The organism is Paenibacillus aquistagni (assembly GCF_900177815.1).
Lineage (GTDB): Bacteria > Bacillota > Bacilli > Paenibacillales > Paenibacillaceae > Paenibacillus_B > Paenibacillus_B aquistagni.
In genome coordinates this window covers 365068-386430 of sequence record NZ_FXAZ01000001.1, presented here as the reverse complement: position 1 = coordinate 386430, position 21363 = coordinate 365068, and the positions used below count along the sequence as shown (strand labels likewise).

Sequence of the window (21363 nt, the reverse complement as noted above, 5' to 3'; positions counted from 1 at the left end):
TGGATTGTCAGCCTCAAGCCCGTATAAGGTAAGCAGGAAATCACAGTATGTTTCTGGCAGTATCCGGCTTTTACGCCAATTTTGAATTTCCTGCCTCATAAAATGTTTTTGTTCCGTGTCCAGTGTCTATATCCTCCTTACTCTCACGTCATATTGAAAGGGTTGCATGAAGCAGCAGGAATAAGGAAGAATAGACCTCGCTGTACGAGCTTAGGCAGCCGACAGAAGGTCTATCCATGGAATCACTATTCTAAGAAATCTTTAAGACGCTTACTTCGGCTTGGATGGCGAAGCTTACGAAGGGCTTTCGCTTCTATCTGGCGAATACGCTCACGAGTAACGCCGAACACTTTACCTACTTCCTCAAGCGTACGTGTACGGCCATCATCAAGGCCAAAACGAAGACGCAGTACATTCTCTTCACGTTCTGTCAAAGTATCGAGTACGTCTTCTAGCTGCTCCTTCAGAAGCTCATATGCTGCAGCATCTGCTGGCGCCAGCGCTTCTTGGTCCTCGATAAAGTCTCCAAGATGAGAATCATCCTCTTCACCTATCGGTGTCTCTAAGGATACTGGCTCCTGAGCAATCTTCATGATCTCACGAACCTTCTCTACGCTAAGTTCCATCTCTGCGGCAATCTCTTCTGGCGTCGGTTCACGCCCAAGCTCTTGCAGGAGCTGACGGGATACACGAATCAGCTTATTAATTGTCTCCACCATATGAACCGGGATACGGATCGTACGTGCTTGGTCGGCAATGGCACGCGTAATCGCCTGACGGATCCACCATGTAGCATACGTACTGAATTTGAACCCTTTGCGATGGTCAAACTTCTCTACCGCCTTGATAAGACCCATATTACCTTCTTGAATCAGGTCAAGGAACAGCATTCCGCGTCCTACATAACGCTTGGCAATACTTACAACGAGGCGAAGATTGGCTTCCGCTAGACGCTTCTTCGCTTCTTCGTCTCCATTCTCAATACGTTCTGCGAGTTCAATCTCTTCCTCAGCAGATAAGAGCGGAACACGTCCAATCTCCTTCAGGTACATACGAACAGGGTCATTAATCTTGATGCCTGGCGGCAATGAAAGATCATCATCATAATGGAAATCGTCATGTTCCTCATGACCAGGTTCGGCATGCGTAGGGCTTGTATTGAGCTCCTCGTTCTCCGTGATCTCAACTCCATTATCATTTAGCTGCTCATAGAATTCATCCATCTGATCGGCGTCTTGCTCGAACGTAGACAATCTCTCAGCTATCTCTTTATACGTTAATGTCCCTCGCTTCTTTCCGAGCTCAATCAACTGATCTTTGACCTGATCTAAAGCAGCCTCGGCTTCTAGTCCAGTATGTTGATCATTCGCCATATTCCGACTCCCTCCTCCCTAGACTCCTCGGCTAACGCTTCAGTTCTTGCTCTAGGGCAATAATTTCTTGTGCAATCTTAGCAGCAAGCAGCACATCTCCAGCACGTTCTGCTTGCACGATCTGTTCTTTTTTGCTCTCGACCTCACGCTGTCTCGGCACCTTCTTGATAAGATCAATGTAATCATTGAGCAGCGCATGATCATAACTCAAGGGGACCTCTGCCAATGAGATGGACGCAGCCGTCTGCTCCAAGCGATCATCGTGCAGGGTGGCCATAAAACGGCTAAAATCCGGTTCTTTCCCTTGGGTATAGTAAGCATATAGATAAGCGGCGAGCGCCGCATGATCATCTACATTGAATTGTTCGCCGAGTCTTTCCTCAACATATAAAGCAACCTCGGCATCTTGAAACATAAGAGCAAGCAGCCGCTGCTCTGCATAAACATAAGCTGGCTTCAGCGTAGGTGGAGCCATACTTCGCTTATCATTCCTATCATTATTCCACCAATTGTCTGGATTATCCCCGCCATAATGCATTTTTTGAAGCTTCTGCCGAACCTCAAAGCATTCCTGCTTCAACGCTTCAAGCGATATATCCACTTGAGCTGACAGCTCCTTCAAATGCATCTCACGCTCAGCTGGCGAGTCAATAGGTGCAATAACCTTCATCGCTTCGTCCATGTAACGCCTTTTTCCATCATCTTCGAGCAAGGTATGATGTTTTCGCAAACTTAGCAATTGGAATTTAGCCGGAGTTACTGCCGCAGCCAGGATTGTATGTCTGAATCGCTCCGCTCCATACTTCTTCAAGTACTCGTCTGGATCTAGTCGATCCGGCAGCATGGCAACCGCTACATGCAATCCCCCCGCTTCAAGCATAGGCACACTCTTCAATGTCGAAGCTTGTCCGGCATCATCGCCATCAAAACAAATAACTACACGATCTGTAAGTCGCTTCAAGGCAGTTACATGCTCTTGAGTCAGAGCAGTTCCCATCGTCGCAACCCCGTTCAGCACCTCGCCGTTCCAGGCTTGAATCACATCCGCAAAGCCTTCAAACAGCACCACTTGTCCTGTTCGCTTGATCTGGGGTCTAGCCTGATGAAGATTGTATAAGAGCTTAGACTTGTTAAAGACCATCGTCTCAGGCGAATTCAAGTACTTCGGCTGTCCTTCTCCCATTATTCTTCCAGAAAAGCCTACGACTTTGCCGTTGCGATCCCAGATCGGGAACATAACACGGTCACGGAAGCGATCAACAAACCCTTCCTGCTGGTGTCTAGCCGAGATCAATCCGCCTTGCTCCATCAAGCGAAGAGGAAAATTGCGCTTCATGAGCAGCTGCACAAGTGTATCCCATTGAGGGGGTGCATACCCCATTTGAAACTGTTCAATAAGCTTGTCGGAGAAGCTTCTCTCGCGCAAATACGCAAGCGCCTCCTGGCCATGAACCGTATTCATCAGTATATAATGGTACAGCTTTGCTGCCAGCTCGTGAGCTTCAATAATCTGTTCCCTAGCTTCATGCTGCGGACTTCGCTCCATGGAAAGGGTATCCCATTGGAAGTTCAGGCTTACATCCTCTGCTAATTGTTTGACGGCCTCTGGGAATGAATAACCTTCAATTCCCATTACAAAATGAATGACATTACCGCTTGCGCCACAGCCATAGCAGTGGTAAATTTGCTTGTCCGGCGTCACAGTGAATGACGGTGTCTTCTCGGAATGAAATGGGCATAATCCCTTGAGATACTTCCCCTGCTTCGTCAAATGCACGTATTTGCCGACGACATCGACAATATCATTATGCTTCAGTACCTCGGAGATGAATTCTTCAGGAATAAGTCCTTTTCCGTGCACAGCCTCATCACCTTCAATCGAACAAATATACTATTCGCTATGTTGCATGGTTCTCCTGCAAATGAAGCAAAAGTTTTGTCAATTTATGTTGGAAAAACGCGCGATCATCCTCTGTCATCGGCCGCGGGCCTCTTGTTCGCTGCCCAGCGCGACGGGCTTTTGCTGCAAGATGTCGGCTTGTAAGAAGATCATCAAGATTCGACGCATCCAGTTGTTTGCCTCTTGGCGTTAGAACTATGGCCCCTCTTGGCAAACAGAGCGCGGCCAAACCATAATCGTTCGTTACGATTATATCCTCTGACCGCGCATGATTTGCAATATACATATCTGCCGCCTGATAATCCTGATCAACGAATACCCACTTTACAAGCTCCTGCTCAGATGGAAAGTGCGTGTAAGCAGCGTAGGATGCTACAAATCGCACATCCACACCGTATTCACGGCTGACAGCCAGCACTTCATCCTTAACCGGGCAAGCATCTGCATCCACAATGATCGATATGATTCGCTTCATTTACCATCACCAATCCGAGACTAAAAACGTATCCACAACACGCATTGACTTAACATGATTCCATTGTCCACGTTAAGGTCATGTCACTTCTGAAGCTTACATGATTCGTATATTATATACGCTGTAAGTTCGAAAATTCCTGCAATTAAAAATAGCTTTTCAAAAATTGGTCTTCAATATGTGTCAAATGCCCACAAAAACCGCGAAACATGTCAGAGATTGGAGATCTCTTCATGTCTCGCGGCCTCTTTATCTATATTTCAGGTGATAACACAGCTTCACAAGTCCACTTAAAACGATGGTAATGGGCGAAAAGAGTCCGTCTTACGCCCAAACCAGCTTGGAGAAATCAGCGAACTGCTTCAAATCATCCGCAATCAGCTTAAGCAAGGCCAGACGGTTGTTCTTCACGGCTTCATCCTTTGCCATTACCATCACATGTTCGAAGAAGTCCGTAATCGCTTGCTCCATGCTGCTAAGCGCAGCGAGGGCTTCGTCTGTGCTGCCTGCTACTTTGTAGCTCGCGCTTGCCGACTGCCAGCTGTCATATAGCTTCTGCTCTTCGGATTGATCAAACAGCGATGCCTCGACAGCTGTCGTTGCCGCCTTCGAAGCTAGATTAGCAACCCGATTGAATGACTCCACAACCGTCTTGAATGACTCCACCTGCACGGCCTGCATCAGGCTCGCTCCGCGCTCGATCGCATACTTCACATCGTCATAGCCAGCTGCCATAACCGCATCTACAACGTCATATCGCACCTGCTCCGACAATACATTTTTGACACGAAGACCGAAGAACTCATACAAGTCTTTACGTACTTCATCCTTGTTTCGTTTCAACAATCCCTCATTATCCAACACTTGGATCGTGATATCAAACAAGGTTGTTAATTGAATAGGAAGATTGCGCTCAAGCAGAATCTGTACCACGCCTGTAGCCTGTCTTCTTAATGCATAAGGGTCTTGGGAGCCTGTTGGAATAATGCCAATGGCGAAGCACCCTACCATTGTATCTAGCTTATCCGCCATGCTCACCAATGCTCCGACTGTTGTCTCAGGGGCAGGATCTCCAGCATAACGCGGCTTATAATGCTCGTTAACGGCACGTGCTACTGTTGGATGCTCACCAAGCTTCAAAGCATAATCTTCGCCCATGACGCCTTGCAGCTCAGGGAACTCATAGACCATTTGTGTAACGAGGTCATACTTGCAGATAGCTGCCGCTCGATTAGTAAGCGTTCTTGTTTGTGCATCGGTTTGAATCGCCTCAGCCAATTGGTCAGCGATCTTCGTCACTCGACGAACTTTGTCTCCGAGTGTTCCTAGTTCTTCATGGAAGACGATCTGGTCAAGCTTCGCATTGCAAGCAGCAATCTCAAGCTTCTGATCTTCCGCGTAGAAGAATTTGGCATCAGACAAGCGAGCGCGCAGTACCTTCTCATTGCCGCGAGCCACTTCTTCAATGCCTTTTGAATCTCCGTTGCGCACCGTTACGAAGTGAGGCAGCAGTTCCCCATCCTTGTTAAAGACCGGGAAGTAGCGCTGATGCTCTCGCATGGATGTAATGAGCACTTCCTTAGGAATATGGAGGAAGGACTCATCGAATGAGCCGTATAGCGCTGTAGGATATTCCACGAGGAACAAGACTTCCTCAAGCAGATCTTCCTTCATGCCAATATCCCAGTCATGCTCTTTGGCAAGGGCTTTGATCTGTTCAACGATCAATTGCTCGCGCTCTTCAATATCAACAATCACATATTGCTCACGCAGTTTTTCCACGTATTGAGAGGGTTCCTCAATAATCGTGTCCTGACCGAGGAAGCGGTGTCCTCGCGTTACATTTCCTGCTTTGACCTGAGCAAATTCAAGCGGAATAATCGCTGTGCCATGAAGGGCGACCATCCAACGAATCGGACGTACAAACCGCATCTCATGAGCACCCCAGCGCATGTTTTTAGGGAATGTCATCGCTGTAATAATACCGGACAGCCCTTCAACAAGCACATCGCTGGTCTCTGATCCCATGCTGCTCTTGTTTGCATAAACATACTCCACGCCATTCAGCTCTTTAAAGAAAAACTGATCAGGCGTGATGCCTTGGCTTCTTGCAAAGCCTTGAGCTGCCTTAGACCATTCACCGTTCTCGTCAAGCGCTATCTTGCGAGCAGGGCCCTTGACTTCCTCGTGCACGTCGCTTTGCTTGTCAGCAGCGTCTTGGATAAGCACTGTCAAGCGGCGAGGCGATCCATAGGTAAGAATGCCTTCATGTTGAATTCGCGCTTCTTGCAGCCACTTGGCTGTACGCTCCTTCAATTGCTCCATGGCTGCGCGCATAAAGCGGGCAGGCACTTCTTCCATTCCAATTTCCAAAAGGATATGCTTAGGCATGCTGATCCTCTCCTTTCTTCAACAATGGGAAGCCAAGCTTCTCGCGTTCCTCGTAATAGGTCGCTGCCACTTGTCGCGCCAGATTGCGTACGCGTGTAATAAAGCCTGTACGCTCTGTAACACTGATCGCGCCGCGAGCATCGAGCAAGTTGAAGGTGTGTGAGCATTTCAGCACATAATCATAGGCTGGGAATACAAGGTGCTCTGCCATCGCGCGATTAGCCTCAGCCTCGTACGTGTTGAACAATTGGAACAGCATTTGGATGTCGCTCACTTCAAACGTATATTTGGAATGCTCGTACTCTGGGTGATGGAATACATCGCCGTAAGTGATGCCATCGACCCATTCGAGATCGAACACATTTTCCTTATCCTGAATATAAGACGCAAGGCGCTCCAAGCCATAAGTGATCTCTACAGCAACAGGATGCGCATCAATGCCGCCTACTTGTTGGAAATAAGTGAACTGTGTAACTTCCATGCCATCAAGCCATACTTCCCATCCAAGCCCCCATGCTCCTAGTGTTGGGGATTCCCAGTTGTCCTCGACAAAGCGAATATCGTGAACGGATGGGTCAACGCCAAGGCGCACCAAGCTTTCGAGATAGAGCTCTTGAATATTGTCTGGAGATGGCTTCATAATGACCTGGAATTGATGATGCTGATACAATCGATTCGGGTTCTCGCCGTAACGACCGTCCCCTGGTCTTCTGGATGGCTCCACATAAGCAACATTCCATGGTTCAGGACCGATGGAACGAAGGAAGGTCATCGGGTTCATGGTACCCGCGCCTTTTTCCACATCATACGGCTGTACGATGATGCAGTTCTGCTCTGCCCAAAATTGCTGCAAAGTCAGAATCATTTTTTGAAAATTCATGCGACTCACTCCTTCTGGTTTGATTCATGTAAACGAGAAGGCTTCTGACGTATGCGGTCATTCATTGCGCTCTACCCTTTATCTTAAAGCACAAAAAACCCCCGTCCTTACGCCTGATGCCAGACGTAGGGACGAGAGGTTGTCTCCCGCGGTTCCACCCTACTTGATACATTCCGAAAGGATGCTTCCCTAACAAGAAGCCCTATCATGAATCCATCCACTTTCTTCAATAATCCTGCTCCGAAGTGCCCTTTCATTCGTCCGTTCGTTCAGGCTTCCACCATCCCTGAATCGCTTATTGCGAACTGCAACCAATTACTTTCTTCATCATAGCAAGGCTATAATCTTGTAAAGCTATAAATGATATCATAGCGAATGTATAATCATTCGTCAAGTTTAATATCTTGATTCCAAGCGAGCTTCGCATCATCTTGTACTTGCTCTTCAAGCTTTTCAGTATGCTGCTCTGGCTTCTCCTGCACCTTCGGCGGAGCAAGGTCATATTTCTCCATCTGCTCGATAAAGCTTGTGGATTTGCAGCGAACACCTACATGCGTATCCATGTACCCGCGCATGCAGGTGCGAAGGAATTGCTTGGTCTCGGGCTTTACCTTCACATTTCCGACTCTTCGGAGATCTGTATGAGCAAATACCTGCAGCAGCTTCAATATAGGCAGCGGCGACAGGTACTGTGAATGCTCCCTTTTGCGGCAGGTGGAGCACACAGCTCCCCCGAGCCTCCAGCCAAAAGAGACCAGCTGATCGTTCCGACCGCAGCACACGCAGCTATTAAGCTCAGGCGCCACACCAACAGCCTGACACAGCTTCATCTCGAAAAGATGCGTCATAACTTGCTCATCTTTGCCCTCGCACAAGCCTTGAAGATAGGCAAGAAGCTGCTCAAACATATATCCTCCTGCCTCTTCATCCTGCAACGCCCTGTCGACAAGCTCAACTGCATAAGAGGCGTATGCAGCGGCATGGAGCTGCTCCCTGATCTCATGATGGGATTCTAGAATTTCACATCCATTCAACGTGCCGATCTGACCCATGCCTCGAAAAAAAACATATTCGCCATATGTAAATAATTGAGTCGCCGCAGCATGGCGACTGCGCACCTTCTTCGCACCTCGGACCAATACGCCCATCTTCCCATGCGATTTGGTGCACAGTGTAATGATTTTGTTGCCTTCCCCATAGTCCATACTGCGGATGACAATACCCTCAACCCGATACAGCATCCTTCGCCTTCGCCTCCCATGCGACAAGCCATATTCACTCTACGGTCTGCTCTAGCGTTTCTTGTTCTTCCACTTCAAGCTCTGTCGGCTCGTCCAGGTTTCGAATATGCGAATACAGTATATAAGCATCCACATCACCAGTCATTGCAAACACGTTCCACGAGAAATCACGCATACGTAAATCCCCCTCTTGTAAAATGACTTCGTCATAGATTTATGATGTTTCCATCAAAGGGGGAATATCCGTTGCAATAATTGGCTGAGTGTTTGCGAGCCCAGGCACTTGACATTACCTATTCGATTCTGTTAGTAGAAGGTCGGACTGAGCTTAACGATTAAGCATCATGTCTAAAGCCAAGATCGCGAAGGACCCGGTCTTGATTGCGCCAATCCTTCTTCACCTTAACCCACAGCTCCATAAAGGTCTTAGAGCCAAGCAGCGCTTCGATATCAGCTCGCGCCTGCTTGCCGACTTCCTTAAGCAGCGCTCCTTTTTTGCCGATAATAATCCCCTTTTGCGAATCGCGCTCCACATAAATAACCGCAGCAATGTAGACAACCCCATTGTCCTGTACCTTCATGTCTTCTATCGCAACGGCAATGGAATGGGGAATCTCTTCACGCGTATTCTGAAGAATCTTCTCCCGAATAAGCTCTGCCACGACAAATTGCTCTGGATGATCCGTAATTTGATCATTTGGATAATACTGTGGTCCCTCAGGCAGATACGTAGTAATTACGTCTAACAGTCGATCCACATTATTGCCCGTAAGGGCCGATATTGGCACGATGGCAGCAAATTCATGCAGCTCATGATACGTCTGGATCATAGCCGGTAGCGCATCGGTATGCACTTGATCAATCTTATTCATGACAAGGATAACCGGCGTGTTTACTTTCTTGAGCTGTTCGATGACGAAGCGGTCACCTCCGCCGAGTCCAGTACTTACGTCAACGAGAAATAAAATTGCCTCCACCTCATTCAAGGTGTTCAAAGCCGTTTGATTCATGTAATCGCCAAGCTTGGATTTTCTCTTATGAATACCTGGCGTATCCAGAAATACAATCTGTGTCGTGTCGGTTGTATACACACCATGGATTTTATTTCTAGTGGTTTGCGGCTTGTCGGACATAATGGCGATCTTCTGACCAATGACATGATTCATTAGCGTTGATTTCCCTACATTAGGTCTGCCCACTATTGCCACAAATCCTGATTTAAACGAATGTTTTGGTTGCTCCATCTATCATTAATCTCCTCTTCGAATGATTTCAAACCAACTCTTAGCTGCGAGGTGTATATCATATATTCGGTGTATATCATATATTCCTTATCATACATGCAAGAGGCGCCCCTTGTCTTCCTCGACGATAACGGGCGCCCACAAGTTCTTCTTATTTACATTTATGCTTGACGAGCCGGATCGCTTTCCAAACTGTCCTGATCAAATGCTCCAGGAAGCAGCGCTCCAACCGTAGTCTCTACAAAATCTCCCTTTAGGTTCCCCATATAAACAGGCATCTTAGGATCGCACAGCTCAATCAGCACCTGTCTGCATACACCACATGGCGTAATCGGAGTCGCAGTATCCCCGATCACCGCAATAGCTTTGAAGCTTCGAGCCTCGCATCCATCCGCTATGGCACGGAACAGCGCGGTTCGTTCTGCGCAATTCGTCGGTCCGTAAGCAGCATTTTCCACATTGCAGCCTGCATGCACATGTCCACTTTCATCCAGCAGGGCCGCACCTACCTTAAATTGGGAATAAGGAGTGTAGGCTTTCTCACGAGCTTGCTTCGCTTGCTCCATCAATTGTTGTCCATTCATAAGCGTAGCCTCCTAGGAAGAATAAATATCCTTTTAAGTCAGAGTAGCATGGTTCGTGCAATATAAAAAAGCGGCTTAGCGAATATGACCACACCTACAAGGACGGCAAACACCGCCGTGATAAATACTGCACCCGCGGCGGTGTCTTTAGCAATCTTAGCCAGCGGATGAGGGTCTGGCATCACAAGATCAACAACAGCTTCTACCGCTGTATTCATCAGCTCCATAGCAAACACCATTGCTATCGCTGCCATGATCCACAGCCATTCCATCCATGAAAGCCTGGCCACAATGCCAAGAAGGATCACCATAAACGTGATGATGGCATGAACTTTCATATTGCGCTGGGTGTTAAAAGCATAGACAATGCCTTCTACAGCAACATAGAATGTATCTCGCCAAGGCCGCTTCATTATCTGGTTAATCCAATCTTCTGGAGCACCAGTTCCTGCTTGTCCATCATGACTTTTTCACTAGCCTCATCCTGATGGTCATAGCCAAGCAAATGCAAAAATCCATGAACGAACAAGAATCCAAGCTCTCGTTCGATGGAATGTCCGAATTCTTCAGCCTGTTCTTGAGCGCGTTCGACGGAGATGATTATATCTCCCAGCATATCGCCGATTTGAGCAAGCTCTGATTCATCCTCTACTTCATACAGAATATCCAATTCCTCATCAGTCGATTCGTGCTGAGCAAAGGATAATACGTCTGTCGGACGGTCAATGCCTCGATAATCACGATTCAATTCATGAATGTCTTCATTGTCTACGAAGGTAAGTGCAACCTCTCCTTCTGTCACTGACTCAAGCTTTGCTGCCTCTTGCAGCAATTCCTCAAGCTTTGCGATCAATCCTGGAGATATAGGGTATTTATCCTGTTCGTTATTCCATTCAAGCGTTACACTCATCGCATCTTTCGCCTCACTATTCTTTACTGTTGGAATCCTTTTTCTCGGAAATATCCGAGGCTTCGGATGGCGCAGACGAGGAAACTGAATCCACGTTGTCCTGCGATTTAGACTGAGCTGTTCCTTGTTGGCTCGGCTTCGGCTCTTGAATCCCTTGCGGCTTGCTTGCTTTATCCTTCACCATGTCCGGATACTCAATTCTTGAGTGGAATATGCCCATAACGGTCTCCTTCAAAGAATGAGCGATGCTATCAAGCTCTCTCATCGTGAGATCACATTCATTGAATTGGTTGTCTTCCAGCTTATCACGAATGATCTTCTGGATCATGGACTCAATCTGATCCACGGTTGGATGGCGAAGGGAACGAACAGCAGCCTCGACACTGTCGGCGATCCCTACAATGGCCGCTTCCTTAGATTGCGCCTTAGGTCCGGGATAACGGAAATCATCTTCTGTAAAGCTAGGCTCCACACCTTCTTGCTCAGCAAGCTTCAGTGCCTTGAAATAGAAAAACTTCAAGAAGGACGTTCCATGATGCTGCTCAGCGATATCTCGGATTGGCTTCGGAATCTTGTACTCCTTCAGCATTTCCGCTCCATCACGCGCATGCGCCGTAATGATGGACGCACTGAGATCAGGATCGATAAAGTCATGTGGATTGTCCATATTGGTTTGATTCTCGATAAAGTAACTTGGACGCTTCGTCTTGCCGATATCATGATAGAAGGCACCCACACGGCAGAGCAGTCCGTTAGCCCCTATCGCCTCAGCGGCCTGTTCGGCCAAGTTGCCGACCATCACGCTGTGATGATAAGTACCCGGAGTCTCTGTCAACAGCTTGCGCAGGAGCGGCTGATTCGGACTCGACAGTTCAACCAGCTTAAGCGCCGACAGGATGCCGAAGGTTGCCTCAAAAAATGGCATAAGGCCAAGCACCAGCACAGCTGTAACCAGTCCGCTCGCAAAGGCAAAGCCCGCAGCGAACAATGTCTCTCGACTCGTCATCAAGCCATCCTGCAGGATCGACAGCACAAATACGGAGCCCGCACCGAAGATGCAGACCATCATGCAGGACTTGATAATCGTAGATCGCTGGCTGGCACGGCTTAGCGCAAAGATTGCGGCGAAGGACACCACCAGGCTCAAGAGTCCGTAGTTAAAATCAAACAAAATATCCTGCTGGCGATTCAAGATGATGCTGCCCGCCAAGCTCAATACGATTGCAGATACATACGCGGCAGACACATCAAGCAGCAGCGTAACTAAAATAACGCCTAACGCTGCTGGCGCCAAAAAGCCTACGTAATGTACTGTGGCAGATTGGGCAGCCGCCACAATCGTGTACAGCACGATCTCAATCCCGAAGATCAATGCCAGCATAAGCAGCTGCGTATTATTGTACTTGAATCGGTGCAGGCTGTTCTGGCGAATGTACATATAGATGGCAAACGTGAACAGAAGGGAGAGCACCAGAAGGCCGAACTGCGGCCATAAGTTCACTTCTGTCTTAAGAAGATCGTTTGCCTTCAAGAGATCGTACGTTTCTTGTGTAATGACTTGTCCGCGCTTTACGATGACATCTCCCTGCTTGATGTAGACAACAGGCGTCTTTTCTCGCGCTTCATCCTTCGCAAGCTGCGTTGCTTCAGCATCAAAGAATTTGTTCGGCGTAATGGACAGCCGCACAAGCTCTTGGACTACCTCGCGCGACGAGCGCTTAGAGAGGCTGCTGGCATTCACGTGCTCGGCAACCTTTGTACGCGCACCGCTTGCATCGAGCACCGAGTCGCTCATAAGCTTGCCGACGATCTCTCTTCCCACAGGGCGCATCTCCTGCACGTCCTCTGGCGTCAAGCGAGCAATCTTAATATACGTCTCTTCTGGAATTTGATAAGCCTGCTCACTCACACGCTTGGCAATCTCATCAAGCAGTGTGGCGGAGTATGTATCATTGTTGCGGCTGTCACGAACAAATTTACTGACGTGATCCTCGAACATCTGCGGGATGACACGCCGAAATAAGTCCACCTTCTCAGAAAAAGAGATGAGATCGTCCTTATTGATATCTTCTATTCGTGAAAAAATGTCATCAATGAGCTTCTCCTGACGAATCGATACAATAGGATAAATCGGGGAAATGGCTTCAACCGCTTCCTCCTGCGCCTTCAATGTCGCCTTTTTATCTTCAATCTGCTTTGGCGACACGATATCCTTCTCGCTCTTATGTCCAACTTCAATATCGAATTTCTCCGGCAATACGCTTCCAGACATTCCAAAATAGAACAGAACGCCCAGACATATAAAAATAATAACTCTTACACCAATGCTATATTTCCACCCTGCCTTCTGGACAGGTGTCTTCTCACTTCCGTTGCCGGAATGATGTGCTTGCAGCATAGAGAACATTCCTCTCTATTCTTGGTTTTCGCTTTCCTTTTGGTAAGCCATAATAATCTTCTGTACTAAGGAATGACGAACAACATCCTGCTCGGCAAAATGCACCATTCCAATCTCCTCGATGTCTTTTAGAATGCGAGCTGACTCTACAAGACCCGAGCTGTTGCCTCTAGGCAAGTCAATTTGCGTAACGTCCCCTGTTATGACCATCTTGGATCCAAATCCAAGCCGAGTCAAAAACATCTTCATCTGCTCTGGGGTCGTATTCTGCGCTTCGTCCAGAATAATGAATGCATCATCTAATGTTCGCCCACGCATATAAGCAAGAGGTGCAATTTCGATCAAGCCTCGTTCTAGCGCCTTCGCCGTCTGATCAGGTCCCATAACATCGTATAAGGCATCATAAAGCGGCCGCAAATAAGGATCGACCTTCTCTTGCAGGTCCCCTGGCAGAAAGCCCAGGTTTTCCCCTGCCTCAACAGCAGGCCTTGTTAGAACAATGCGCTTAACGGCGCTCTCTTTCAAAGCAGCGACTGCAAGTACGACGGCCAAGTACGTCTTGCCCGTACCTGCGGGTCCAATGCCGAATACGATATCTTTCTTATTGATTGTAGAAACATAATGACGCTGGCCGATCGTTTTGACCCGAATGGGCTTGCCCCGATAAGTCGTGGCAATCTCTCCTTTGAACAGGTCCAGCAATTCTTCTGTCTTCCATTCCTGAGCGAGCTCAAGTGCATACATAATGTCTCGCTCCGACAACACGATGTTATTGCGAACCAATTCCAGCAGCACTTCAAACAGCTGCCTGTACTTCTCTACTTCTTCCATCTCCCCAGCAATCGCGATTTCCGCTTCACGGGATGTTAACTTCGCGTCTGTACGGCTCTGAATGAGCCGGAGAAACTTATCCTGCGGTCCAAATACAGCGAGACCTTCTGCAGCGTTCAGTAATGCAAGTTTAGCAGTGTATGGTTGCGACAAAAACCTCAGTCTCCTTGCCTTAAGTCTTCTGGTGCTGAAACAATTGGCTGTTCCACCGCAATGGACTGCTCGACTTCAAACAGCACCTTTAGATTCACTTTACCATTGTCCGCCTTCTGATGCAAAATTTTTTCCGTTACAATTCGAGAATCTCCGCCATATTTGGCAGCGATATCAGCATGTGCCTGTTCAAGCCCTACCCGCACCGCTTCGTCCTCGCTTCGCTCTTTTGCCACTTCCGCCACTTCCATAATCTTCTCATGCACCCACTTAATTGGAAGCTTGATCCTGCTGACTCCTGCCTGTTCTTCCTCTTCTATAATCTCATAATTGGCGAACTCGATTCCGCCATACCCGCTTACTTGAAGCCTTCTATCTCCTAGTTGGATATATTGGCGCTCCTTATACGCTCCTGTGAAGGTCTTTTCCTTCGTTAAAAATGGGACGCTGATGTTGTATTCATGCCACACAAGACCTTTGACAGTTCCTTGGGCAGGCACGATTCGAGGCATATCTGTTGATCCAATGATACCCGATATCAGCACATTCCCTTTTTTGACACGCGTGTTGGGCCGTACAACGGCTTTGCCTTGAGAAGCAATGATCTGCGTGACGACAGCATCCACCTTGGCGACCAGATTCCTTGGGTTCACAAGCTTCTTCGAATCAGGAACGGCGGATTCCACTACATGAATCATAATCTTCGTCCCCTGCTTCGAGACGCCGATCCATGTAGCATCAGGCAATTGTGCATGAATTTCTTTGGAGATCTCGTCCATTTTCTTAAGACGAAAAGACCACTGAAATGGAAATACGCCTTCTTTCTTGGCAGCCTCCAGAATTTGCTCGGTATGGATGCGTTCATTTCCTTTCACTTCAATTGTCCATACGAGTGAAGACAGCATGTACAATCCGAGCAAGAACAGCAATAGCCCTGATGCAAAGAATGACCGCTTGCTTAATTGCCTCAGCGAGAATGGAAGGCCGTATCGCTCCAACACATGCACTCTACAGCCTGTCCGCCGCAGAAGCGGACGAAGCCGGAAGAAATCCGGCAGCATCAACATCATACTAACCTGATCCTCACCTAAACGGCTGATGTCCCATATTGAGATTTCTTGCGTGTACAACTCATTGATCAATTGCTCCGTATGCTTGCCGCGAACAGCGATTCGCACATAACCGCGCCATTTGGCTGTAGCAGGTGGTTTCACGACCATTGCCCCTCCATTCCATGTAGCTTAACTTCCAGGATATCGCCTTCTATAAATACTTCCTCTGTCCAAATTCCTTTGATTACGAGATTTTGTCCACGAACCTCAAGTTCTCCCGCTGATAGCGCAAGACGCATAAGTTCACTTGAAAAATGGATCACTCCGCGGTGATTCTCAATAAACAATTGTCGATTGCCGATCATGGAAAGCCGGGGCACTTCTAACATCATCTCCTGCGGCAGATCGAACAGTTGCGCCGTCCATTGGCGTACTTTGCGAGTGAAGCGGCTCATGTGAGATAAGGCCCCCTTCCTGTACTTTACAACTTATGCGACAGATGACAGCTTTATGAAGGCTTGAGATAGACAAAAAAAGCTCTAATTCCTGATGACATCACGGATGCCAAACAGAAATTAGAGCTTCTCTACGATTGAGTTCTATTTGATTGGTCGACGGCCATAAGGGCGCTTTGCTCGAGGCGGCCCCAGAATCTCGGCCCAAATAACACCTTGCCGTGCCTGTTCGGCAGATATCCTTCCGCCTTCCTCTCGCTTCACATTGAGCTGATAGCTGTCTGTCTCCATCTCCTTAGGAGCAGGGGGAGCCATTCTGCTGCTTGCAGTCTCTACTTGTGAAGCGTAATCCAGCGAATAAGGATCCGACGAATACGCCATTCCACCTCGCCCTTCTTCCCGTTCCTCCGCCATTGTGGAGAAGGTAGAGGTGATGAGCTCATCATCTTCAGATGCATTCGGGCTGGAAGTCTGTGTGTCACTTCTGGTTGAATTGCCGCCAAAGGTAGGCATGCCGTTTGTTCTTTTCTTGCCGCTCTTGCCAAGCAGCGAGAATAGGCCGCCAATGATCGCAATCATAATAATGGGATTGCTGAAAATAATCTCAAAAAGTTTATCCATGGCTTATCGCCTAGCTTTCCGATTTGGTATCGTTGCCTTTGTTGTCGCCAATCGAATCGCGCATATGCGTATCAGCTTCAATGTTCTTGAAGTTCATATAGTCCATAACGCCTATATTTCCTGTTTTTAACGCTTCAGCCATTGCAAGCGGCACTTGCGATTCCGCTTCGACAACGCGAGCTCTCATCTCGATAACACGAGCTCTCATCTCTTGTTCTTGCGCTACGGCCATTGCACGGCGTTCTTCTGCCTTCGCTTGTGCGATTCGCTTATCTGCTTCTGCTTGCTCTGTTTGCAGATTTGCGCCGATGTTCTTGCCTACATCCACATCCGCTACATCAATCGATAGAATTTCGAAAGCCGTTCCTGCATCTAAACCTTTACCCAATACAGTACGAGAGATCATATCAGGGTTCTCTAATACATCCTTATGCGATTCCGAGCTACCTACAGTTGTGACGATACCTTCGCCGACACGGGCAATTATCGTCTCTTCACCCGCACCACCGACGAGTCGATCAATATTGGCACGCACCGTTACACGCGCACGAACCTTAACCTCAATCCCGTTCTTCGCCATGGCAGCGACAATTGGTGTCTCAATAACACGCGGGTTAACGCTCATTTGTACGGCTTGAAGCACGTCACGACCTGCTAGGTCGATCGCAGCAGCACGTTCAAATTCCAAATTGATGTTAGCACGCTGTGCCGCAATCAATGCATTTACAACACGGTCAACATTACCGCCAGCCAGATAATGGCTCTCAAGCTGGTTGATGTTAAGGCCAAGGCCTGCTTTCGTAGCCTTGATTAAGGGATTCACGATACGGCTTGGTGTTACACGACGCAGACGCATCGCCACAAGCGTAATAATGCCAATACGAACGCCCGCAGCGATCGCACTAATCCACAGCATCACCGGGAAGAAGCTGAAAAATACGCTGAGTACGATAATAACGACTGCAGCAATCAGTAAAAATGTAATAATACTTGGATCCATATTGAGCACAACCTCCATTTTCAATTTCATCTATCTTCCTTATACTCCCAAAAGAAGGAGTGGCAAGGCACACCCTAGAACTCATTATTCCTCGATTGCTCGAACAACAATCCTTGATCCTTCCACTTTGATTACCTTTACCTTGGTTCCTTTTTGCAGGAAAGCACCATCGGTAACGACATCAAGCTTCTTCTCGCCAATACTGGCGACTCCAGCAGGGCGCAAAGTCGTTAACGCCTCACCTTCAAGCCCAAGCAGTTCAAGGTCATTGCGATTGGACACATAGCCTTCCTCGGTTGTCATCTTGTCTCTTAGTATGAATCGATTCCAGATGCCCTTGTGCTTGAAGATATAACCGACAATCACAACCACAACAACCGCTGCCACAAAGGCGATGCTTAGAGACACCAGCGCATTGGACGTATCATAGGCTGCCCTCACAACACCGCCAATTAAGCTTGCTGAACCAAGCAGTCCTAATATTCCAAAGCTAGGTATGAACAATTCCAGCACCAGCAGAATTAATCCGATTCCAAACAGTATAATGGTCTCCACCCCCGCAAGGCCGGCCACATAAGAGCCGAAGAAATAAAGACCGAATCCAATCATCCCTACAAGCCCTGGAATCCCAAAGCCTGGCACGATCAATTCAATAGCCACGCCCGCAATACCTAAGAACAGCAAAATCGTCTGAATGACAGGCTGGTTCAAAAACTCAGCAATCTTCTCCGTCGTCTTCATCTCGATGGTAGTGCTGAGCGCCTCATTCAGATTCATCTTGTTCAACAGGTCGCTGATTGAGGATGCTTCAAATTCGGCATAACCTGCTTGAATGGCCTCGCTGGAGTTTAAGGAAAGCACCTCACCAGCTGGCTTCACTTTGTTCAAGCTTTTCAATTCAATTTCTGCTTTTACATCCACCATAGCACGTGCGATGTCTCCATCGCGACCATTTTTTTCAGCCGCCCCTGTCATAAGACTAATCCAAAAGGCATTGGTCTTGGGGTCATCAATCAACTTGTGATTTACATCGACCAGCGCAGCTGAACCAATTGCAGCGCCTCTTGACATGGCAATTTGATCTGCGCTTAGCGCGATATAGCTGCCAGCCGAAGCCGCCTTGTCATGAATATATACCACGGTCTTCATTGGACTGTCAGAGATTAATTTTCCAATATCCTCCGCACTCTTCAGCAGTCCTCCAGGGGTATTCATCTCAATAATAACGGTATCCGCTCCCATCGCCATCGCTTCCTCAAATGAGCGCTTCATGAACGAATAGCGAACCGGATTAACCTCCCCTTCCAATGGAACGACAACTACAATATCGCCTTGACTCGTTGTAGCCTTAACCGATTCCGCAGCTGCTGCAGGAAGGTTCGGCATTCCTGCAATTACTGTCAGACCTAAGGCGAACAGCATGAAGACAGCGATTACAATAGAGCTCATGGACTTCGTATGCTGTTGTCTCACAAAAGTACCTCCTCCGAACGTCTTTACCCGACTATCAGGTTCTTCATTTCATTATATGGGATTATACGTAACTCCTATCCCTTGCGTTTCATCGTTTTTCGTAGTTTCTCTTATTATTTGAATCCTAGCCCTCATTTTCATCCCAATAGAAAAAGCACCCCTTAAAATAAGGAGTGCTTCCTAAAATATAAGTGTTTATAACATCGATGTATAAACCATGCTTATATTTTTTGTCAGGAAAGCTTTGTCCATTATGGACCTGATAAACGTTCCTGTTTGCGCTTTTCGGTTTACTGCAGATACTGTTGAACAATAGCATTGACAAGTTTGCCGTCGGCACGTCCCTTGACCTTAGGCATGAGAGCAGCCATAACCTTACCCATATCGGACTTCGAAGAAGCACCGGTTTCTTGGATGGTCCCTTGTACAATAGCTTTTATTTCTTCTTCGGAAAGTTGAGCAGGAAGGTATTCCGACAAGATGTCAATTTCTGCTTTTACATTATCCGCAAGATCGACTCGATTCGCTTTCTCGAACTCTTGGAGGGCATCTTTCCGCTGTTTGATTTCACGACTCAGAATATCAAGCACTTCATCGTCATTCAAAGTTCTCTTAAGATCTATCTCAACATTCTTGACTGCCGAACGTATCATCCGGATGGTGGAGAGTTTGAACTTGTTTTGACTTTTCATCGCTTGCTTCATATCTTCGTTCAATCGTTGGCTAAGATCCATTGGTGCTTATCCTCCTAAAACTTTCTCTTACGAGCAGCCTCGGACTTTTTCTTGCGCTTGACGCTTGGCTTTTCGTAGTGCTTACGCTTCTTAACCTCTGCCAAGACCCCGTCTTTTGCGATGGAGCGCTTAAAGCGACGAAGAGCCGCATCGATAGTCTCATTTTTGCGAACTTTAGTTTCAGACACCAGTTTTCCCTCCCTCCGACCAGACCGTCCAAGAAAAAAACACGGTTACACGGTTCATCAAACTACATTATATGTGAAAGGGAAATCCAGTGTCAACCTTGCATCGTTCACTGTAAACAATTGTTCATGGCAAGCGTTGCATTTGTTGCATTTTCAAGCTCAAAAAACACGCGTTACTCAGGCCTTTGGACCTACTAAGTCGCCAAGTGACTCCCCACCCAATAAATGGTAATGGATGTGGAATACAATTTGGCCACTGTCCTTCCCACAATTATTCACTAACCGATAGCCGCTGTCGGCAATACCGAGCTTCTGAGCAACCACCTGTGCCACTTCATGAATCTTGGCGATCAATTGAAACTGTTCCTCGCCTTCCACGTCATTCATTGTAGGGATATGCTGCTTGGGAATAATAAGAACATGAACAGGCGCCTTAGGCTGAATGTCCTCAAATGCTACAACCTGATCGCATTCATATACCTTTTTGGAAGGGAGCGACCCTTCTACGATTTTGCAAAAAATACAATCCATGTAATGATCCCTCCATCGATATGTAACACTAGTATTAGTATCATAACCAAAAACAGAAGCCTCGTCCAATCCTGATCAAAGGGGTCAACTTGATATTGACCATTCGCTTGCGCTAAAGTGAGGAGAACCGATGATTCTATACACCTAAGAAGGAGCGTATGACGATGAAGCATAGAAGACGGAGCATCCTGTCTTTCCTTTTGCTGATAATCCTCGTTGGAGGCGGCATCGGCCTGTATGTATACCTAACCCCCTATCACGCGGAATCAGAAGCGATTGAAGCGCTTGGAAGTACAGCTAATGTATCGGTAACGAATTCATCTACACATATTTCATTTGAGGTGCCAAAATCGCCAAAGGCCAGCATCATCTTCTATCCTGGAGCACTTGTTGAGCCTGAAAGCTACGCGCCGCTTGCCAAAGAGCTAGCGAGTCATCACATCAATACCTATATTGTCAAAATGCCGTTGAACTTAGCTGTGCTTGGCATCAATAAAGCGAAGGATATCCTTGATGATATCCCGAAGTCTTCCGCTACTTTTATCGCTGGGCACTCCTTAGGGGGCGCAATGGCCGCTTCGTATGCAGGCAAGCATGCAGATCAATTCGATGGCCTGATTCTGCTCGCTGCCTATGCCAATGATGATCTGTCCAATACCTCTCTTCACGCATTGTCGATCTACGGTTCCAAGGACCAAGTGCTCAATCTCAAGAGTTATCAAGAGAAATGGAGCCTGCTTCCCCCATCTGCAACCGAGCATATTATTGAAGGGGGCAACCACGCCCAGTTTGGAGACTACGGTTTTCAAAAAGGGGATGCGACTGCGGATATTTCCAAAGAAGATCAGTGGAAGGAGACAGCAGAGGCTATAGCCGCATGGATCTCCCTACTTAGCCCGTAACGGTTTACATTGTAATTCTCCGCCATA

22 protein-coding genes are annotated in these 21363 nt (G+C 47.5%); 1 reads left to right on the top strand and 21 read right to left on the bottom strand.

Annotated features, from left to right (window positions below; all coding sequences use genetic code 11):
* Positions 1 to 245: 245 nt before the first annotated feature.
* From rpoD to B9Y93_RS01630, 21 genes are all read right to left on the bottom strand, one after another.
* Complete coding sequence (gene rpoD / locus B9Y93_RS01730) at positions 246 to 1373, bottom strand: RNA polymerase sigma factor RpoD (protein ID WP_085492631.1); 1128 nt, start codon at positions 1371 to 1373, stop codon at positions 246 to 248.
* 31 nt (positions 1374 to 1404) lie between these two features.
* Entirely contained in the window at positions 1405 to 3234 is a 1830-nt protein-coding gene (dnaG, locus tag B9Y93_RS01725; RefSeq protein ID WP_085492630.1) for a DNA primase, read from the bottom strand.
* 37 nt (positions 3235 to 3271) lie between these two features.
* Complete coding sequence (locus B9Y93_RS01720) at positions 3272 to 3748, bottom strand: YaiI/YqxD family protein (RefSeq protein WP_085492629.1); 477 nt, start codon at positions 3746 to 3748, stop codon at positions 3272 to 3274.
* 324 nt (positions 3749 to 4072) lie between these two features.
* Positions 4073 to 6139: a glycine--tRNA ligase subunit beta gene (gene glyS / locus B9Y93_RS01715; protein WP_085492628.1), complete on the bottom strand. Its 2067-nt coding sequence runs from the start codon at positions 6137 to 6139 to the stop codon at positions 4073 to 4075.
* Positions 6132 to 7019, bottom strand: a complete 888-nt coding sequence (glyQ, locus tag B9Y93_RS01710; RefSeq protein WP_085492627.1) for a glycine--tRNA ligase subunit alpha — start codon at positions 7017 to 7019, stop codon at positions 6132 to 6134. Before glyQ ends, glyS begins: the two co-directional genes overlap by 8 nt.
* 383 nt (positions 7020 to 7402) lie before the next feature.
* On the bottom strand, positions 7403 to 8260 hold the full coding sequence (gene recO, locus B9Y93_RS01705; protein ID WP_085492626.1) for a DNA repair protein RecO: 858 nt from the start codon (positions 8258 to 8260) through the stop codon (positions 7403 to 7405).
* 34 nt (positions 8261 to 8294) lie between these two features.
* Positions 8295 to 8435 carry a YqzL family protein gene (locus tag B9Y93_RS01700; RefSeq protein ID WP_085492625.1) on the bottom strand — a complete coding sequence of 47 codons (141 nt, stop codon included), beginning with the start codon at positions 8433 to 8435 and terminating at the stop codon, positions 8295 to 8297.
* Positions 8436 to 8595: 160 nt separating this feature from the next.
* Entirely contained in the window at positions 8596 to 9504 is a 909-nt protein-coding gene (gene era / locus B9Y93_RS01695) for a GTPase Era (protein WP_085492624.1), read from the bottom strand.
* A 161-nt stretch (positions 9505 to 9665) separates the two neighbouring features.
* Positions 9666 to 10088 carry a cytidine deaminase gene (gene cdd, locus B9Y93_RS01690; RefSeq protein ID WP_085492623.1) on the bottom strand — a complete coding sequence of 141 codons (423 nt, stop codon included), beginning with the start codon at positions 10086 to 10088 and terminating at the stop codon, positions 9666 to 9668.
* A gap of 38 nt (positions 10089 to 10126) precedes the next feature.
* Entirely contained in the window at positions 10127 to 10501 is a 375-nt protein-coding gene (locus tag B9Y93_RS01685; protein ID WP_176228823.1) for a diacylglycerol kinase family protein, read from the bottom strand.
* Entirely contained in the window at positions 10501 to 10998 is a 498-nt protein-coding gene (gene ybeY / locus B9Y93_RS01680; RefSeq protein ID WP_085492621.1) for an rRNA maturation RNase YbeY, read from the bottom strand. Before ybeY ends, B9Y93_RS01685 begins: the two co-directional genes overlap by 1 nt.
* A 16-nt stretch (positions 10999 to 11014) precedes the next feature.
* Positions 11015 to 13396, bottom strand: a complete 2382-nt coding sequence (locus B9Y93_RS01675) for an HD family phosphohydrolase (protein WP_085492620.1) — start codon at positions 13394 to 13396, stop codon at positions 11015 to 11017.
* A gap of 15 nt (positions 13397 to 13411) precedes the next feature.
* Positions 13412 to 14380 carry a PhoH family protein gene (locus B9Y93_RS01670; protein WP_085492619.1) on the bottom strand — a complete coding sequence of 323 codons (969 nt, stop codon included), beginning with the start codon at positions 14378 to 14380 and terminating at the stop codon, positions 13412 to 13414.
* A 5-nt stretch (positions 14381 to 14385) separates the two neighbouring features.
* A complete protein-coding gene (yqfD, locus tag B9Y93_RS01665) occupies positions 14386 to 15594 on the bottom strand; it encodes a sporulation protein YqfD (protein WP_244903264.1) in 1209 nt (402 codons plus the stop codon).
* A complete protein-coding gene (yqfC, locus tag B9Y93_RS01660) occupies positions 15591 to 15887 on the bottom strand; it encodes a sporulation protein YqfC (protein ID WP_085492617.1) in 297 nt (98 codons plus the stop codon). Before yqfC ends, yqfD begins: the two co-directional genes overlap by 4 nt.
* Positions 15888 to 16031: 144 nt before the next feature.
* Entirely contained in the window at positions 16032 to 16508 is a 477-nt protein-coding gene (locus tag B9Y93_RS01655) for a hypothetical protein (RefSeq protein ID WP_085492616.1), read from the bottom strand.
* A 10-nt stretch (positions 16509 to 16518) separates the two neighbouring features.
* The gene (gene floA / locus B9Y93_RS01650) at positions 16519 to 17508 is read right to left on the bottom strand and encodes a flotillin-like protein FloA (RefSeq protein ID WP_085493918.1); all 990 of its coding nucleotides are present in this window, start codon (positions 17506 to 17508) and stop codon (positions 16519 to 16521) included.
* Between the two features lie 84 nt (positions 17509 to 17592).
* The gene (locus B9Y93_RS01645; protein WP_244903263.1) at positions 17593 to 18981 is read right to left on the bottom strand and encodes an NfeD family protein; all 1389 of its coding nucleotides are present in this window, start codon (positions 18979 to 18981) and stop codon (positions 17593 to 17595) included.
* Positions 18982 to 19271: 290 nt separating this feature from the next.
* Positions 19272 to 19715, bottom strand: a complete 444-nt coding sequence (locus B9Y93_RS01640; RefSeq protein WP_085492615.1) for a GatB/YqeY domain-containing protein — start codon at positions 19713 to 19715, stop codon at positions 19272 to 19274.
* 14 nt (positions 19716 to 19729) lie between these two features.
* Positions 19730 to 19903, bottom strand: coding sequence for a 30S ribosomal protein S21 (rpsU, locus tag B9Y93_RS01635; RefSeq protein ID WP_005547957.1), 174 nt, complete (start codon positions 19901 to 19903; stop codon positions 19730 to 19732).
* A 177-nt stretch (positions 19904 to 20080) separates the two neighbouring features.
* Positions 20081 to 20434, bottom strand: a complete 354-nt coding sequence (locus B9Y93_RS01630; RefSeq protein ID WP_085492614.1) for a histidine triad nucleotide-binding protein — start codon at positions 20432 to 20434, stop codon at positions 20081 to 20083.
* A 164-nt stretch (positions 20435 to 20598) separates the two neighbouring features.
* On the opposite strand from B9Y93_RS01630, the gene B9Y93_RS01625 reads away from it, so the two are divergent.
* Positions 20599 to 21336, top strand: a complete 738-nt coding sequence (locus B9Y93_RS01625) for an alpha/beta hydrolase (protein WP_176228822.1) — start codon at positions 20599 to 20601, stop codon at positions 21334 to 21336.
* The last annotated feature ends 27 nt before the right edge of the window (positions 21337 to 21363 follow it).

What these genes read in the sequence shown, in the direction of transcription:
- cdd (WP_085492623.1), bottom strand. Translation starts at nt 10,088, where the DNA reads ATGAATGGACAACAATTGATGGAGCAAGCGAAGCAAGCTCGTGAGAAA.
- recO (WP_085492626.1), bottom strand. Translation starts at nt 8,260, where the DNA reads ATGCTGTATCGGGTTGAGGGTATTGTCATCCGCAGTATGGACTATGGG.
- B9Y93_RS01675 (WP_085492620.1), bottom strand. Translation starts at nt 13,396, where the DNA reads ATGCTGCAAGCACATCATTCCGGCAACGGAAGTGAGAAGACACCTGTC.
- yqfC (WP_085492617.1), bottom strand. Translation starts at nt 15,887, where the DNA reads ATGAGCCGCTTCACTCGCAAAGTACGCCAATGGACGGCGCAACTGTTC.
- B9Y93_RS01625 (WP_176228822.1), top strand. Translation starts at nt 20,599, where the DNA reads ATGAAGCATAGAAGACGGAGCATCCTGTCTTTCCTTTTGCTGATAATC.
- B9Y93_RS01630 (WP_085492614.1), bottom strand. Translation starts at nt 20,434, where the DNA reads ATGGATTGTATTTTTTGCAAAATCGTAGAAGGGTCGCTCCCTTCCAAA.
- ybeY (WP_085492621.1), bottom strand. Translation starts at nt 10,998, where the DNA reads ATGAGTGTAACGCTTGAATGGAATAACGAACAGGATAAATACCCTATA.
- B9Y93_RS01700 (WP_085492625.1), bottom strand. Translation starts at nt 8,435, where the DNA reads ATGCGTGATTTCTCGTGGAACGTGTTTGCAATGACTGGTGATGTGGAT.
- B9Y93_RS01640 (WP_085492615.1), bottom strand. Translation starts at nt 19,715, where the DNA reads ATGGATCTTAGCCAACGATTGAACGAAGATATGAAGCAAGCGATGAAA.
- era (WP_085492624.1), bottom strand. Translation starts at nt 9,504, where the DNA reads ATGGAGCAACCAAAACATTCGTTTAAATCAGGATTTGTGGCAATAGTG.
- B9Y93_RS01685 (WP_176228823.1), bottom strand. Translation starts at nt 10,501, where the DNA reads ATGAAGCGGCCTTGGCGAGATACATTCTATGTTGCTGTAGAAGGCATT.
- B9Y93_RS01655 (WP_085492616.1), bottom strand. Translation starts at nt 16,508, where the DNA reads ATGGATAAACTTTTTGAGATTATTTTCAGCAATCCCATTATTATGATT.
- B9Y93_RS01720 (WP_085492629.1), bottom strand. Translation starts at nt 3,748, where the DNA reads ATGAAGCGAATCATATCGATCATTGTGGATGCAGATGCTTGCCCGGTT.
- glyS (WP_085492628.1), bottom strand. Translation starts at nt 6,139, where the DNA reads ATGCCTAAGCATATCCTTTTGGAAATTGGAATGGAAGAAGTGCCTGCC.
- rpoD (WP_085492631.1), bottom strand. Translation starts at nt 1,373, where the DNA reads ATGGCGAATGATCAACATACTGGACTAGAAGCCGAGGCTGCTTTAGAT.
- glyQ (WP_085492627.1), bottom strand. Translation starts at nt 7,019, where the DNA reads ATGAATTTTCAAAAAATGATTCTGACTTTGCAGCAATTTTGGGCAGAG.
- floA (WP_085493918.1), bottom strand. Translation starts at nt 17,508, where the DNA reads ATGGATCCAAGTATTATTACATTTTTACTGATTGCTGCAGTCGTTATT.